We start from the raw sequence: 15697 nt of genomic DNA, 5'->3' as shown, positions 1-15697 counted from the left end.
TGGGGCGAAGGTCCGAACGCCAGCTGTGAGGCCAGCTACAGCCTGCCGCCGGAAAATCAGAACCAGACGCTGAGCCAGCTCTCCACGGAGTGCCGCTAAGGAAACCATGATGATGAGAAAAACCCTGTATCTGTTGAGCGCCCTCGTCTCGCTGGCGGCCAGCAACGCCGGCGCGGCGGACAGTACCATTACTATCAGCGGCTACGTTCGCGATAACGCCTGCGCCGTGGCGGGTGAATCAAAAGATTTTACCGTCGATCTGATGGATAACGCCGCAAAGCAATTCCATGCGGTTGGGGCAACCACGCCGCTGGTCCCCTTTCGTATTGTGCTGTCGCCCTGCGGTAGCTCGGTTACCGCGGTGAAGGTCGGCTTTGTTGGCGTTGCCGACAGCATCAATAGCGATCTATTAAAGCTCGACGGCGGGGCTTCGGCGGCGGCGGGGATGGGCGTGCAGATCCTTGACGCGCAGCAGACGATGCTGCCGCTCAACGCAGCCTCATCGGCCATTGCCTGGACCACGCTGACGCCCAGCCAGCCCAACACCCTGAACTTTTATGCCCGGCTAATGGCCACCCAGCTACCGGTCACCGCCGGGCACGTTAATGCAACCGCGACCTTCACGCTTGAATTTCAGTAACCGGAGGCTGAAATGAAATGGACTCATGCACCCTGGCTGCTGGCGGTAATGATGGCCTTCGCCAGCGCCCCCCGCGCCGCCGACGTGACTATTACCGTTAACGGTAAAGTGGTGGCTAAACCCTGCACGGTCTCCACCGCTAACGCCACCGTCGATCTCGGCGATCTTTATACCTTTAGCCTGGTCTCCGCCGGCTCTTCCTCACCCTGGCACAGCGTGGCGCTTAACCTCAGCAACTGTCCGGTCGGCACCTCGCGGGTCACCGCCAGCTTTAGCGGCACGGCGGACGCCACCGGCTACTACAAAAACCAGGGTACCGCCGGCAACATCCAGCTTGAGCTGCAGGACAATGGCGGCACCACGCTGAACACCGGCGCGAGAAAAGAGGTCCAGGTGGATGACGCCACCCAGTCCGCCAGCTTCCCGCTACAGGTCAGAGCGCTAACGGTCAACGGCGGCGCTACCCAGGGAACGATTCAGGCGGTGATTAACGTCACCTATACCTACGCCTGAGCCAGGAGAACAGAGCAATGAAAAAGATAATCCCCCTGCTGATGACGCTGCTGCTGGCAGGCTGGTCGTTTAACGCCTGGTCTTTCGCCTGTAAAACCGCGGCGGGCGTGACCATTCCCATCGGCGGCGGCTCGGCGAACGTGTACGTAAACCTTGCGCCGGCGGTCAGCGTCGGGCAGAACCTGGTCGTGGATCTTTCGACACAGATTTTTTGTCATAACGATTTTCCGGAAACCATGACCGATTACGTGACGCTCCAGCGCGGATCGGCCTATGGCGGCGTGCTGTCGAGCTTTTCCGGTACCGTCAGGTATAACGGCACCAGCTACCCGTTCCCCACCACCAGCGAAACGGCGCGGATGACCTACAACTCGATAGTCGATAGACCCTGGCCTACCGTTCTCTATCTGACGCCCGTCAGCAGCGCAGGTGGGGTCGCCATTTCCGCCGGTTCGCTAATCGCTGTCCTGATCCTGCGCCAGACCAATAACAAGGATAACGACGACTTCCAGTTCGTGTGGAACATATACGCCAACAACGATGTCGTGGTGCCAACCGGCGGCTGCGACGTTTCTGCTCGCGATGTGACGGTGACGCTGCCGGAATATCCCGCTTCGGCCGCCATTCCGCTAACGGTTTACTGCGCGCAAAACCAGAACCTGGGCTACTACCTCTCCGGTACTACGGAGAACGCGGCCAATTCGATATTTACCAATACCGCATCGGCCTCTCCGGCCCTGGGGGTTGGCGTTCAGCTGACGCGCAACGGCAGCGTCGTTCCCGCGAATACCACGGTGTCGTTAGGCAACGTGGGAACCTCGGCGGTCAGCCTTGGCTTAACCGCCAACTATGCGCGCACCAGCGGACAGGTGACCGCGGGTAACGTGCAGTCAATTATCGGGGTGACTTTTGTTTACGAATAACCTCCCGGAGAATGACGGCATCCTGTCGCCCTGTTCGCTGGTCACAGAGGGCCTGGTGCGGTTGATGGAAGACGGGGGCGCCCGGCCCGTGGTGTTAACTTCAGCGTCACCGACGCTGCCCCCTGACGTACGCCGTCTGGTGGTGTTTCTCCCTGAATCTCCTGTTCGGCTACTCTCAACCCTGAAGCGGGCCGCTATGCTGCTGGAACAGTCCGCAACGCCGCTACCGATGCTGTTTCTCAGCCGCAGCCCGGCCAGTTGGCTATGGTCCACCCTGCTACACCAGGTCGCAGAGCGGCGTCAGCTTTCCGCGGTGCGGGCGGCCGCCTCCGACCTCCCGGTCCCCTGTCTGGCGGCGCTACTGCGCGACGTCATACCCGAGGGATATCCTTCCCTTGAACAGCTGGCAGATGAAGAAGCGCGGGCATTGGGTAAGCGCCCTGCCGGGCTAACCCGACCGGAGCTGAACGCCATCCTCGGTTTGCTCTGCGGATACCGCGCCAGCGATCAGGCCAAACGCCGCGGCATCAGCCACAAGACGCTCTACAATCAAAGAACCGCAGGATTGAAAAAAATGGTGGAACACCACCCGCAGATGGCCGCCCGCTTTCCCGGCAGTCAGATAAGAGAACAGAAAAGCGAGCCCATCGCCGCCCTTTGCGCTTTCGAGCGTGAATTTGTCCATGCAATCCATAGCCGACAAATTTTCCCGGTTTTCCAGCCCATAACCGATGAACATCGTCAGCTAAGGGGGATGGAGATCCTTGTCCGCTGGCGCCGGAACGGCAGCGTTTTGTTTCCCGCTGATTTTTTACCGCAGCTACGCTCGGAATATGCGTGGCTGGTGCTCACCGCGTTTGTGCTGCAGGAAGCCGTGCAGAATATCAATCTGTACAGTGGTGAATTTTATTTCGCGGTGAATATTCCCGCAGCTGTCGCCAGCAATGAAAACCTGATTCGCATGATGGAAACCGCGCGCCAGCAGCTGCGTCAGCCGCAAATATCGCCGCGGCTGGTGCTGGAGCTTGCCGAAAATGCCGACCTCAGCCGCCACGGGAAAATAGCCGGAAATATGGCTCGGCTACAGCAGCGCGGCTTCCGAATTATGCTTGATGACTGCTTCTCGCAAAGCAGCGTGCTGTTCCCAGTGCGGGCGTTGACGTTCAACGCCTACAAGCTGGATATGGGCATCATCAATGATATGCAGCGCGATGCGCACGCCCTGGCGCTGATTAAAAGCCTCATCTACTACTGCCGGCTGATCGGCAGCCGCTGTATTGCCGAAGGCGTAGATAGCCTGGAGAAATTCAACAAACTGAAAGCGCTGGGAGTCGACCATTTTCAGGGAAACGCCATCTCGGCGCCGGTTGGCAGAGAAAACGTGGCGGAGATTATACAGCAACTCTCCGGCGAAGCGGAGTATCCGTCCGGCATCGCAGTGTAGGTAACGCCCGATGAAATACATCGGGCGTTAGCGGCACTTTAGCTCAACTCCGGCCAGTAACCACGATTGGCCTCGATCAGTTCATCGAGAATAGCTTTCGCAACCGACGCGCTCGGAACCGTTTTGGACAAGGTCAACGCCTGCCAGAGCTTTTGGTAGCTTCCTTCAACCCAGGCGTCGACAACCAGTTTTTCCACCGCGACCTGCTGCTCCATCAGCCCCTTTTGAAACAGCGGTATTTTCCCCATCGCCAGCGGTTCGGGACCGTTAACGCCGACCAGGCAAGGCACTTCAACCATCGCGGTCTCGTCAAAATTCGCGATAGCGCCGTTGTTCTCTACAATCAACAGCATTCTTTCCTGTGTATTAAAGGCGATGGCGCAGGCGAGATCGACAATAAAGGTGGCATGCGCCCCGGCATGGAAATGCGCCGCTTTGGCGCTCCGCCGGGCGACAATGTCTTTCGCCATATCGAATACCTCTTTCTCTCTCCCGGCCATCACCTCATTCGCGCGCGTAAAGTTCGGGTCCGAGTGGGCTACCTCGTAGTCGGCATAAAAATAGTATTTTAGGTAGGTATTGGGCAACGTGTCGGTATCCAGCGCAAAGACGTCCTTCACCTTTTTGAAGGTCTCAATCCAGCTTGGCGCTTTGTGCTGAAAATCCTCTTTCGGACTGCAATACCCCAGCTCAGACACATGCTTTTTTAACGTCGGCATTAAATCATTACCGGCCTTATCGGTAATGCTGGTCCACCAGCCGAAATGGTTGAGGCCGAAATAACGCACGTTCATCTCTTTACGTGATTTCAGACCAAGGATATCGGCGAATAATCCTTCAATTGCCACCGGCATATCGCAGATATTAATAATTTTAGCCGCTGGCCGTAATCGACGAGTGGCCTCGGCAACGATCGCCGCCGGATTGGAATAGTTGAGCATCCACGCGCCGGGGGAGTACGTTTCCATATAGTCAACCAGTTCAAGTACCCCGGCAATGGAACGCATACCATAAGCGATACCGCCAGGGCCACAGGTTTCCTGGCCAATCACGCCATGCTTAAGCGGTATTTTCTCGTCCTTTTCGCGCATCTCATAGAGGCCGACGCGAATATGGGCCATCACAAAATCAACGCCGGTAAAAGCTTCCTGCGGATCGGTGGTGTAGCTAAAAGCCACTTGCGGATAACGTTCAGCCACCAGAATCGCGCAGGCTTCACCGATCACGCGCTGGCGATCGTGATGATTATCATAGAGACGAATTTCGCTCAGCGGAAATCTGTTCATATTTTCCAGCAGCATCATAATAATCCCTGGAGTATAGGTACTGCCGCCGCCAGCTATCGTAACAACAAATTTATTTTGCATCTTCCACCTCATTATTCATGTACATCTAAATAGCGATCCACAGCATTACGGATTTTATTCACCCCTAAACCATAAATAACCTGAACGTGATTACCTTTGATAATGACGCTGGTACCGCCGCTGGTTTTCAGAATATGTTCCTGAATTAATGCCGGGTCCCGCACGTCAACCCGAAGTCGGGTAAAACAATTGCCGACAGAACACACATTGTCTTTCCCGCCAAGCCCCAGAATGACCTGTTCACCGGAAGCCTTAGCTGGGACGCTTGCGCTCGCCGCTCGGCTTAGCGCCTCATCCTGTTGTTCCTGGCCTGGCGTGCGCATCCTGAAACGCAGAATCAGGAATTTACCGATAAAATACATCGCCGCTGTTTCCGCTAACCCCAGGGCGACAAAAACAGGCCAGCGCGTCAGATGGGCTCCCGCCGGTATGTTATAAACAATAAAATCGATAATGCCGTTGGTTGCGCAGACCCGAACATCGAGCAGCCACGCCAGCATCTGGAAAAAGCCATCCACTAACGAATAAACCAGCCATAACACCGGTGCGGTGAAGATAAATAAAAACTCAAAAGGTTCGGTTATCCCGACGAGGAAGGAGGTCACAATCAGCGGGATAAGCGTGACTTTCAACTTTTGTTTATTTTCAGGTTTCGCCGTCTTATAAAAGGCCAGGGCCATTCCGGCCGTGCCAAAAATTTTGACCATTCCATAGGTCAGGAATCGCGCCGAGTCGCTTAACGCTCCCCCGGTGTTACCGGCAATTTCAGCGAGAAAAATGGGCTTTGCCCCGACTATCGTCTGCCCATCAATTAACAGCTGTCCGCCAATAGAGGTAAAAACGAAGGGTGACCAAATGAGATGATGTAAACCGGTCGGGATAAGAAAACGATTGAGAAAACCATACAGAAAAACGCCGGCGGCGCCGAAAGTTTTCATGACGCCGGTCAGCGCCGATATACCGTGTTCAACAATTGGCCAGAAATAGACCGTGGCGATGGCAAACACGCCGACCAGCGGGATCATTACGATCAGAACCAGCTTACTGTTGCCATAAATTGAGAATGCGCCGCGAAACTCGATATCGACAAAGCGGTTATGAATGAAAGCCACCGCGCAGCCCAGAATGATGCCAAGAAACACGCCCATATCGATGACCTGGAAACCGAAAATAAAGGTTTGCCCGCTGCCGTAAAGCTGCGCGTTGCTGCTCCCCTCAACAAGCCGCCCGGTCAGAGTAAGCCAGCTATTGTTGGCCGCCAGGTACATAAACCAGGTCATTGCGGCGACAAACGCGGCTTCCGCTTTGCGAGTTTTTGCCAGCCCGCTCGCCAGACCGAGGCAAAAGAAGAAGCCAAGATTGTTCATGATTGCCCAGAGCATACTGGAAGCATATTTCCCCAGCAGGAAAAGCGAGCTGTCTTCTGCCACCCATAATTTATTGGTGGTCATACTGAGCAACGCAATCAACAGACCCACAACCGGCAGATATAAAACCGGCCCAATCATCGCCCTGGAAAAATCTTGTAATTTTTTTACCCCGATCATCCTCTTCCCCTCTCCTGCTTATCGACTGCCAGCGCTCAGAACTTGCGAATCAGCCTATGCGCCAGAGGGGATTAATCAGAGGAGATAAAGTGTCATTTGTGATGAAAGTCATATATCTTCGGAAGTAATAGATATATAAATAAAAACAAATAACTAGATGACCAGTTTATGAACACCTTGCGAATGAAAATATTTAATCTAAAAATCATATAGTTACATTTATTCGCCAACAATTCACTTCGCCATGAGACATCTATAAGTGATATACAAATCCATTGCCGAACGGCTGAAAAATCGCATCAACAGCGATGAGTTTGAAGTCGGAGATGCGTTACCGAGCGAGAAAGCGTTAGCCAGCGAGCTACAGGTATCAGTGATGACCATCCGCAAAGCGCTAACGCTGCTGGAAAGGGAAAAATTGATCGTCAAACGCCACGGCAGCGGTTCATACGTTGCGCGAAAGAGCAATTATCACGGCGGGGAGCTTGATGGGTTCAACTATCAGATGCATATCGTTGGCGAGACTAACTATCGCAACAAGGTCATCGAGTTCACTATGCTCGATGCGCCTCTGGCCATCGCACAACAATTAAAAATTGAGCCCGGAGAAAAAGTCTATTATGTCAGGCGCATTCGGATGATTGATGACGTGCCCATTCTGATAGAAAACAGCTATATACCGGTAGCAATTTTCCCATGGCTTAGCATCGGAAATCTGGAAAGGTCAAAATTTAACTACTTTAAGAAGGAGTGCAACATCACCATTCTGGAAAGCCACCGTAGCTATTCCCCGGTTCTGGCCACCCGCGAACAAGCGGAACTCCTGCAGGTTGCGCAAAACAGCCTGCTGCTACGCGTGCAATCGATCAGCTATGCGCAGAATAATCTCATCGTCGATTTATCCGATATTTACCAAAATACCAATAAATACAATGTAAAACATATCACTCGCCGTTGAAGGATAGTTAAGGCCGGGGTTCCGGCTTCTCCAGCGGCGCGTCTCTCAGCCGTGATGCCCGCCAGCAGGTCTGCGGCAAGGTTGCGAAGCGGCAGCTGGCGGTTCGGCTCCGTTACGCTTACCAGCCGCAGACGTTAGTCTCTTCGTCGGACTCGTAGCCGCGCACGATATTAATCAGATCTTTTACCGCATCGGCAGCCGTCTGCGGATCCTGCAATTCAGCCAAAGTTGCAAATTCACTGTCGACCGACACGCCATTATTATTGTTGGTTACCGTTACGATAAATCCCTTATCCCCGGCGTTATCGACTGAGAGATCGGAAATAAGCTCAGCGATGGCCTGCGCTGCGATATCAGGCACGTACAGGGCCATGGGCTTAAGATACACTTTTTCTTTTTTATCTTTATTATTGCCGTTGATTACCGCTAACGTATAACCTTTATTTTCACTGTTCATATTATCCCTCGATAAGAATTTTAGGATCAACGTAAAAGTCGACATTAAATACGGTGTCTTCCGTTAACGCCTCAATGCAGTGCCATTTTTCGGGTGGGAAAACGCCAAACTCCCCTTCAGCAATGGTCAGGGTTTCGACCGGATCCGGGCTGGTCTCATCAGCGTAGCCCAGATAGCGTATCGCGCCGCGCATCACCGACAGTCGTGGGTAGACGCCCTGCCGGGTGCCCGCGTCCAGATGCCGCTTCCAGATCGACGCTGGCGCCGTCTCTTTTGTCCACAGCGGGGTGCTACGGGTATGCACATAGTGGGTCGGGATGATGATTCGCTGCATGATTCTGCCTCTCTTTACGCCCGCGGCACGGGGCCGAAAACAGGAAAATAGGTTGCATATCATATACCCCTTTTAATCACTGAGGGTATTATTTTTTATCAAAATCGTTTCCCCCCTCTATTTCTACCCATTAGGGATTAGACCACTTACTAAAATAAATACGGGCGAATTCAGCTACGCTAAAGTCGCCCGCAAATAAACACAAATGACTTATTTCCCTGCTGAAGTAAGCGGCCCCGGTTTACCGATCAAATAGCCCTGAACCAGATCACAACCTAATTTTCGTAACGACTTCAGCTGTTCTTCCGTTTCGACGCCTTCTGCCACAATTCGCATATGCAGGCTTTTACCCATGCTGATGATCAGGCGCACGATATCCAGATCGTCTTGCTGATGGGGTATATTAATAACAAATGATCGATCGATTTTTATCTTATCAAACGGGAAATAGCTTAAACGCGAGAGCGACGAATAGCCGGTACCAAAGTCGTCAATAGAGATCTGCACGCCAAGCTCACGCAGCTGACTCAGGATCTCTAACGAGCGGGTATTTTCATTAAATACGTCAGACTCGGTAATTTCCAAATCCAGCCGATACGGATCCAGCCCGGTTGTTCTTAAGATAGTTACCACGGTATCGGTCAGTGAACTGTTCATTAACTGAACCGGCGACACGTTAACCGACACCTTGAGCGGCGACGACCAGCTGGCGGCCGCTTCACAGGCGGTTTTCAATACCCACTCGCCTAACGCATTAATCAGGCCGATTTTCTCCGCCACCGGGATAAATTCCGTCGGCGGAACGCTGCCGCGTAGCGGATGAAACCATCGAACCAGCGCTTCATAGCCGTAGATTTCACCATTCATGGCATCGGCAATCGGCTGATAGTAAACCCTGAACTCCCCTCTCTCGAGCGCCTGCATCAGGTCATCTTCGAAAGATTTATTCTCCTGCTGGCGCTGAAGCATACCGGGGCGGAATATCTGGACGTAACCGGAGCCCTCTTTTTTCGCTTCATACAGCGCCAGGTCGGCGCATTTGTATAAATAGTCGGTGCGGCTTTCTCCGTCAGAGATGACAATCCCGATACAGGCGCCGATCTGAATCTGCGAGTCGTAAATCTGATACGGCTGGCTAATCTTTTCCCGGATCACCGTTGCCCGCTCCAGCGCCATCTCTTCGCTAAGATCGTGGGTCACCAGAGCAAATTCGTCTCCCCCCAGCCGGTACAGCGTTTCTGACGTTTTACGAAAAAATGAGAGACGGCTGGCCAAATCCTGCAATAGCTTATCTCCGGCGTCATGACCCTGCGTGTCGTTGACGTCCTTGAAATTATCCAGATCGAACAACATAACCACCGCCGAGCCGTGATAGGGCCGCACCTGATTAACCACCTCCTGCAGGCGTTGCCAGAAAGAGAGCCGGTTGGGCATCCCGGTCAGCGAATCATGATAGGCATCGTACTGCAGCCGACGGTTTTGCACCTGTAGCTTTTCTTTGGAAGCCTGCAGATCGGTAGCCAGTAATTTCATCCGCACGTGAGCGCGACGCAGGGTGTTATTCTGCTTCAGCATCAACATCCCGAGCGTGATACAGAGAATAATCAGCAGAATAGAAATGGCCGAATAGATGTAATAGAGGTTCTGTATTTTATCGTGGGTGAGATTAACCAGATTAAAATCCTGGGCGAGAGAGGTGGACGCGAGCGAGGTCAACGGCCCGTCCAGGGTGCTCATCTCTTGTAACATCAGCTTCAGCTGTGCTGTCGTCATGGTATCCAGCTGCTTATCCAGCCGGTCCAGAAGAGTAATCAGGCTGTCAACTATCGCCTTACGATGAGGATCTTTGCCGATAAACTTTCCCAAATCACCCTGCTGCAGCAGCGCAATCTGGCTCATCATGATTTCCAGACGCAGGCGCACCTCATCGTGGTCGCTTCCCTTTACCTCCAGCCCCATCGCACTCAGTCGCGCCTCAAGACGCATGTACTCGGAGACTATCTGGGAAACGGACCACGAATCAGTATAACGGGTTAATTTTTGCAGCTCACTTTGCCGCTCATGGACCAGATAAGTAATGTAACCGGTCACAATGAAGAGCGACAAAATAATGGCAGTGAGTATTCGATTCAAGATCAAACCCTTACTCAATTATAATCTTCGAAACCTGCCATGCCGAACGGGAATAATAAATCTGATTCTGCAATTCCGGGCTACTGTCGTAGGGATAAACAATAAATAAAGGCCCTTTATCACGAATGCGCATATATTCGCCGTTCATTTTTAAAGCCAAAATTACTGGAAATTTATGAAAGTCATCGATGGGAACAATGGTGGTGTAATCATTCAGCGCCAGCACCCGCGCCGACTTGCCTTTGGCACCGACTAAATCCATGAGTTTACTGAGGGAAACGCCGTCAAAGCGAACCTTTCCCGAATACCACGGGGTGGTTGTTACGATCGTTTCCATGCCCAGTTTTTCCAGTGCCGCCACATCAAAAACGGCGGTATCGCCCTCATTCGTATTAGTAATCAGGCCGGAAATAGTTAAAACGGGTTTACCCACGGGCGCCGGCAGTTTTTCTGCAAAAGCGGAAGGCAAAACCATGACACAAAATAAAGCTGCAAAAATTAAACGCATTTAACTCACCCTTCCGAAATTGGAGACTTGTTAATTGTAAACCATTTAAGTCATTTCTTAAAAGGTGTCCTCAGCGGGTACAAAAATTTAAATTAAACACAATAAGCCAAGTCCTAAGCTCGCATTCCGAACGGCCCAGCCGGGCTGCACCCGGCCGGTCAGGCAAACGCTTAATGCCTTTAAACACGCAGAGCAGGTAAAAATCTTTTCACTTGCCCTTCTGCGCGGTAGTCTCAGGACAGGCGCGAATTCGGAAAGCGTCTCATTCCAATAATTAGAAACTTAGCAACAGACAGGACAGGTATGGAATCAACGTTAATTTCTCAGGGCTCCGGCAAGGAGGCATGTTCTCTCAACCGCGCCCGCAGAGCGGCCTGGGGCAGCTTCGCCGGGGCCGTGGTCGACTGGTACGACTTTCTTCTCTATGGCATCACCGCCGCGCTGGTATTTAACCGGGAGTTTTTCCCGCAAATCAGCCCGGCAATGGGTACCCTCGCCGCGTTTGCCACCTTCGGCGTCGGTTTCCTCTTTCGCCCGCTGGGCGGCATTATCTTCGGTCATTTCGGCGATCGCCTCGGGCGCAAACGCATGCTGATGATGACGGTGTGGATGATGGGGATCGCTACCGCCTGCATCGGTCTCCTGCCCTCGTTCAACCAGATAGGCTGGTGGGCGCCAGTTCTGCTGGTTCTGCTGCGCGCCGTACAGGGTTTTGCGGTGGGCGGAGAGTGGGGCGGCGCGGCGCTGCTGGCGGTTGAGAGCGCGCCGAAAAATAAGAAAGCGTTCTACAGCAGTGGCGTGCAGGTGGGTTATGGCGTCGGATTGCTGCTCTCAACGGGGCTGGTGTCGCTGATAAGCGCCTGTACCACCGATGCGCAGTTCCTTAGCTGGGGCTGGCGTCTGCCGTTCTTGTTTAGCGTCGTGCTGGTGCTGGCGGCGCTCTGGATCCGCAACGGCATGGCGGAATCTGCCGAATTTGAACAGCAGCAGCGCGAACAGCAGCAACAGCCGCAGAAAAAGCGTCTGCCGGTAGTAGAAGCGCTGTTCCGCCATCCGGGCGCGTTCTTAATGATTATCGGTCTGCGCCTGTGCGAACTGCTGACAATGTATATCGTCACCGCCTTCGCGCTTAACTACTCCACGCAGAATCTCGGCCTGCCGCGCGAGTTGTTTCTTAACATTGGCCTGCTTGTCGGGGCTATCAGCTGTCTGACGATCCCCTGCTTCGCCTGGCTGGCGGACCGCTTTGGCCGACGCCGCGTCTATATCACCGGGGCGCTGATCGGCACCCTCAGCGGCTTCCCGTTCTTTATGGCGCTCGAAAGCCAGTCATACTTCTGGATCCTGTTTTTCGCGCTCATGCTGGCGAATATTGCGCACGATATGGTGGTTTGCGTCCAGCAGCCGATGTTTACCGAAATGTTCGGTGCCAGCTATCGCTACAGCGGGGCCGGAGTGGGATATCAGGTCGCCAGCGTCGTCGGCGGCGGTTTTACGCCGTTTATTGCCGCCGCTCTGGTCACCCTATCCGGAGGCTCCTGGCATAGCGTTGCGATCTATTTGACCGTAGGTTGCCTGCTATCTGCCCTTACGGCGATGCTGATCAAACCTTGTCGCCACGGCGATGAACCGCTTTAAGGAGTTACCATGATTCAGGAGCCCTGCTGGCCGCAGCGCTTTCATCACCAGCAGCTGCCGCTTCACTACTGCGCCGATCCGACGCTTGCCGAGCAGCCGCTGTTTGACCGGGCACGCGACGGGGAAGCGGTGGCCCAGCTCTGGCAGGCCCCGCAGGGATTTGTGGTGCCGGGAAGCTATCGCAAATTTGCCGAACTCCCGGCGGTAAGCGAGCAGTTTGCCAGCCGGGGATGGCCGGTCTGGCAGCGCCGCTCCGGCGGCGGCCTGGTCCCGCAGGGGCCGGGAATTGTCAATCTCAGCCTGGCCTGGCCGGTTTATCACTCGCTGGGCGAAGCCGCAGAGCCGATTTATCTTTTCCTCTGCGGCCTGTTGCAGCGTACGCTTTCAACCTTTGGCGTAGCCAGCCACTTTCAGGCGGTCAGCGGTTCATTTTGCGATGGACGCTATAATCTGGCCTGCGGCGAAGGCGGGCAGGTGCGAAAAATAGCCGGCACGGCTCAGTACTGGCGCCCCATGCCGGCAGGACGGGGCCATGTGGTCCTCGCGCACGCGGTGATCCTGCTGGACGTCGAGCTGCAGGCTGCCCATCGGGCGGCCAATGATTTCGAAGCCCGGCTCGGCAGCGGACGGGTATACCGAGCCGAGAAAACCGTGACGCTTGCCGAACTTGTGACACAACCAGCCGATTTGCTCCCCCGCTTTCGCGAGGCGCTGGTGCAGGAGTTACAGAATATTAGCTGAAGGTCGTCTTCAGATAGCGGCTAAAGGTCTCTACTGCCCGCGATACGCGCGGCGCATAGGGGCGAATAACGTAGAGACTTTCCGCAAACACATCCACCGGCCGCCATTCCGGCAAGAGCTCCTGTACCAGCCCGCGGCCAATCGCCTCCCTGGCGCTAAAATCCGGCAGTAAGGCAATTCCCAGCCCCGCCAGCACCGCATCGCGCAGGGATTCGCTGTTATTGGTGGCGAAGGGTCCCTGCACCTTCACGCTCACCCGCTCATCGTTGCGCTCGAAGGTCCAGTGCGGGCTTTGCGGCCCGCGCGGGTAGGTCAGGCATTGATGCTGACGCAACGCGTCAGGCGAATCGGGGCGACCAAAGCGGCGAATATAGTCCGCCGAGGCGACCACCAGGGTTGCCGTACGGCACAGCGGCCAGGCTACGTGGGTCTCCGGCAGCAGCTCGCGACGACAGTGGCGAATGGCAATATCAAACCCTTCGCTGGCGAGCGACACCAGCCGATCGGTCACCTCCAGCTGCAGATGAAGCTGCGGGTGCTGATGCAGAAAAGGCGTGATGGCCGGAACCAGCTGCTGTCGAGAGAACGCCACCGGCGCGGTAAGGCGCAGCGTTCCGCGCAGCGGGCCGCCCTCATCGTCGCAGGTGCCGGTAAAAATCTCGCGGATCTGCCCAAACGGTTCGTTTAGTTCCGCCACCAGCCGCTGGCCATCTTCGCTTAGGGTCACGCTGCGGGTGGTGCGGTGCACCAGCGTCTTGCCGGTGACCCGCTCCAGTTCGCTTATTTTCTGGCTAATGGCGGACTTGCTGACCGCCAGCTTTTCCGCGGCGCGAGTATAGCTTTTTTGCTCCTCCAGTACCGTCAGCCAGTACAGGTGGGTCCAGTAAATGTCCGGGCGGATTTCGCTCATCATGATTGTTCACAGAGAAAAACAATGAGTTCAAATATAGCGGTTTTTACCGACTTCAGCACGAGGTAGCATCTCTTTCACCGAGGTAAATCCGACAATAAGGACCATCTGCTATGCCATTACTGACGTTTGATATCATTGAAGGACGCAGCGAAAACGAGATCAAAACCCTGCTGGATGCGGCACATCGCGCCGTTGTGCAGGCGTTCAAGGTGCCAGAGCGTGACCGCTACCAGATTGTTCACGAAAACAAAGCTCACCATATGATTATTGAGGATACCGGGCTGGGGCTGACGCGAAGCCGGGACATAGTGGTGGTGAGGGTTTATACCAGCCCGCGCAGCGAAGCGCAGAAGCAGCTTTTTTATGCCACTCTGCAGGCTGAGCTTGAAGAGCACTGCGGTCTGAGCGGCGAGGATCTCATGATCTCGGTAATCAGCAACCACAAAGGGGACTGGAGTTTTGCTCACGGCGTAGCGCAGTATATTACCGGCGACCTTTAGCTCTGCCGACGATGCGACTGGCGCACGATGGGTTCCCCGGTGCGCCACGTCGCCGTCGGCCCTTCAGCAGCATCAATGAGCCGATTCAACGCCTCTTCCACCAGCCGCTCCCGTCGCTGATCGTAGGTCGTTAGCTGCCATTCCGGCGCCGCCGCCTCATCGATATTATCGAAACCGACAATACCCATCGTTAAATCGCGCTCGCGCAGCGCCTGAAGCGCGCCTATCGCCAGAATATCGTTTTCACAAAACAGGGCATCTACTCTTTCGCCTGCGGGCGTCGCGTCCAGATAGTCACTCATCGCCGCATATCCCCGGGTACGTAAATACTGGCCGGCAACCAGCAGAGTATCAAGCCGGCAGCCTGCCTGCTCCAGCGCCGCTTCGTATCCTTCCATCCTCATTAAATGGTGGGAAGCGGTATCCGGACCCTTCATATAGCCAAAAGTGCGATGCCCCTGCGCCAGTAGCAGTTCAGCAAGCTGCTTTCCGGCAAGCCGACCATCGATATTGACCACCTGGATTTCCGAATGATCGGTATTACGGCCAATCTGCACCAGCGGAACGCGATGAATTTCAGTGGCAATCGCGATAAGTTCCGGTGTCAGCACCGTTGCCATAAATAAGATACCGTCAACCTGGAGCTGGTAAGCCAGCTCCATCGCCGTGCGGGTGTTTTCTTCGTCGGTGACGTTAATCACCAGCGCCATGTAGCCGCGATTCTGCAGCTGGCGAGTCACTTCGTTAAGCAGCAGCACCATGTTGGGATTGCGTAACTCGTCGACCGCCACGCCAATAATATGCGTTTGCTTTTGCGTCAGGCTACGCGCCAGTAAATTTGGTCGATATCCCAGAATATTAGCGGCTTTCATCACCTCTTCCCGGGTTTTGGGCTGGATGGAGGCCCCGGGGGTAAATGCCCGGGAAACCGTCCATTTGGAGACGCCAGCCAGTAACGCAACGTCGCTGGCGGTCGCTTTTTGTCGTTTTGGGGCGCTCATACTCGGTTTTAACGTTCCTGATAAAAAACATCCAATAGAACGTAAAATACAGCAAGATAGAATCCGCTCAACAAAAAACG

General features: G+C 54.4%; 16 protein-coding genes. 8 read left to right on the top strand and 8 right to left on the bottom strand.

Annotation, left to right across the window (positions count from 1 at the left end; genetic code table 11):
- The first annotated feature begins 112 nt into the window (after positions 1-112).
- The 4 genes from ABLV75_RS17875 to ABLV75_RS17860 all read left to right on the top strand — a co-directional run bounded on the left by ABLV75_RS17875 (position 113) and on the right by ABLV75_RS17860 (position 3520).
- Positions 113-640, top strand: coding sequence for a fimbrial protein (locus ABLV75_RS17875; RefSeq protein WP_024274432.1), 528 nt, complete (start codon positions 113-115; stop codon positions 638-640).
- Positions 641-652: 12 nt separating this feature from the next.
- Positions 653-1153, top strand: a complete 501-nt coding sequence (locus ABLV75_RS17870; RefSeq protein ID WP_004103586.1) for a fimbrial protein — start codon at positions 653-655, stop codon at positions 1151-1153.
- 17 nt (positions 1154-1170) lie between these two features.
- Entirely contained in the window at positions 1171-2076 is a 906-nt protein-coding gene (locus ABLV75_RS17865) for a fimbrial protein (RefSeq protein WP_004103588.1), read from the top strand.
- Between the two features lie 64 nt (positions 2077-2140).
- On the top strand, positions 2141-3520 hold the full coding sequence (locus ABLV75_RS17860) for an EAL domain-containing protein (RefSeq protein ID WP_227545625.1): 1380 nt from the start codon (positions 2141-2143) through the stop codon (positions 3518-3520).
- 38 nt (positions 3521-3558) lie between these two features.
- Here the strand turns inward: ABLV75_RS17860 and ABLV75_RS17855 are convergent, their stop codons facing one another.
- Positions 3559-4887, bottom strand: a complete 1329-nt coding sequence (locus ABLV75_RS17855) for a 6-phospho-alpha-glucosidase (protein WP_004103593.1) — start codon at positions 4885-4887, stop codon at positions 3559-3561.
- Positions 4888-4898: 11 nt separating this feature from the next.
- Positions 4899-6434, bottom strand: a complete 1536-nt coding sequence (locus ABLV75_RS17850; RefSeq protein WP_004103595.1) for a PTS transporter subunit EIIC — start codon at positions 6432-6434, stop codon at positions 4899-4901.
- Between the two features lie 259 nt (positions 6435-6693).
- On the opposite strand from ABLV75_RS17850, the gene ABLV75_RS17845 reads away from it, so the two are divergent.
- Entirely contained in the window at positions 6694-7392 is a 699-nt protein-coding gene (locus ABLV75_RS17845; RefSeq protein WP_004103597.1) for a GntR family transcriptional regulator, read from the top strand.
- Positions 7393-7510: 118 nt separating this feature from the next.
- On the opposite strand, the gene ABLV75_RS17840 is transcribed toward ABLV75_RS17845, so the two are convergent.
- The 4 genes from ABLV75_RS17840 to ABLV75_RS17825 form a co-directional block, all read right to left on the bottom strand.
- Positions 7511-7849 carry a DUF1869 domain-containing protein gene (locus tag ABLV75_RS17840; protein ID WP_004103599.1) on the bottom strand — a complete coding sequence of 113 codons (339 nt, stop codon included), beginning with the start codon at positions 7847-7849 and terminating at the stop codon, positions 7511-7513.
- A gap of 1 nt (position 7850) precedes the next feature.
- Entirely contained in the window at positions 7851-8183 is a 333-nt protein-coding gene (locus tag ABLV75_RS17835) for a DUF1971 domain-containing protein (RefSeq protein WP_004103600.1), read from the bottom strand.
- A 210-nt stretch (positions 8184-8393) separates the two neighbouring features.
- Positions 8394-10316, bottom strand: a complete 1923-nt coding sequence (locus ABLV75_RS17830; RefSeq protein ID WP_004103601.1) for an EAL domain-containing protein — start codon at positions 10314-10316, stop codon at positions 8394-8396.
- A gap of 10 nt (positions 10317-10326) precedes the next feature.
- On the bottom strand, positions 10327-10824 hold the full coding sequence (locus ABLV75_RS17825; RefSeq protein WP_004103602.1) for a molybdopterin-dependent oxidoreductase: 498 nt from the start codon (positions 10822-10824) through the stop codon (positions 10327-10329).
- Between the two features lie 303 nt (positions 10825-11127).
- Here ABLV75_RS17825 and shiA point away from each other — a divergent pair, with 303 nt between their 5' ends.
- Together shiA and ABLV75_RS17815 are read left to right on the top strand one after the other, a co-directional pair.
- Positions 11128-12462 carry a shikimate transporter gene (gene shiA, locus ABLV75_RS17820; RefSeq protein ID WP_004103603.1) on the top strand — a complete coding sequence of 445 codons (1335 nt, stop codon included), beginning with the start codon at positions 11128-11130 and terminating at the stop codon, positions 12460-12462.
- 9 nt (positions 12463-12471) lie between these two features.
- Positions 12472-13203, top strand: coding sequence for a hypothetical protein (locus tag ABLV75_RS17815; protein WP_004103604.1), 732 nt, complete (start codon positions 12472-12474; stop codon positions 13201-13203).
- Here ABLV75_RS17815 and ABLV75_RS17810 read toward each other — a convergent pair.
- Complete coding sequence (locus ABLV75_RS17810) at positions 13196-14113, bottom strand: LysR family transcriptional regulator (RefSeq protein WP_016809173.1); 918 nt, start codon at positions 14111-14113, stop codon at positions 13196-13198. The two genes, ABLV75_RS17815 and ABLV75_RS17810, sit on opposite strands and share 8 nt — an antisense overlap.
- Before the next feature lie 113 nt (positions 14114-14226).
- Between ABLV75_RS17810 and ABLV75_RS17805 the strand changes: the two genes are divergently transcribed.
- The gene (locus tag ABLV75_RS17805; protein ID WP_004103606.1) at positions 14227-14616 is read left to right on the top strand and encodes a tautomerase family protein; all 390 of its coding nucleotides are present in this window, start codon (positions 14227-14229) and stop codon (positions 14614-14616) included.
- Here ABLV75_RS17805 and ABLV75_RS17800 read toward each other — a convergent pair.
- A complete protein-coding gene (locus ABLV75_RS17800) occupies positions 14613-15617 on the bottom strand; it encodes a LacI family DNA-binding transcriptional regulator (RefSeq protein ID WP_348855054.1) in 1005 nt (334 codons plus the stop codon). The genes ABLV75_RS17805 and ABLV75_RS17800 overlap by 4 nt on opposite strands.
- Between the last annotated feature and the right edge of the window lie 80 nt (positions 15618-15697).

This window comes from Klebsiella sp. CN_Kp066 (assembly GCF_040065135.1).
Lineage (GTDB): Bacteria > Pseudomonadota > Gammaproteobacteria > Enterobacterales > Enterobacteriaceae > Klebsiella > Klebsiella oxytoca.
This window is presented reverse-complemented; position numbering and strand designations above follow the sequence as displayed.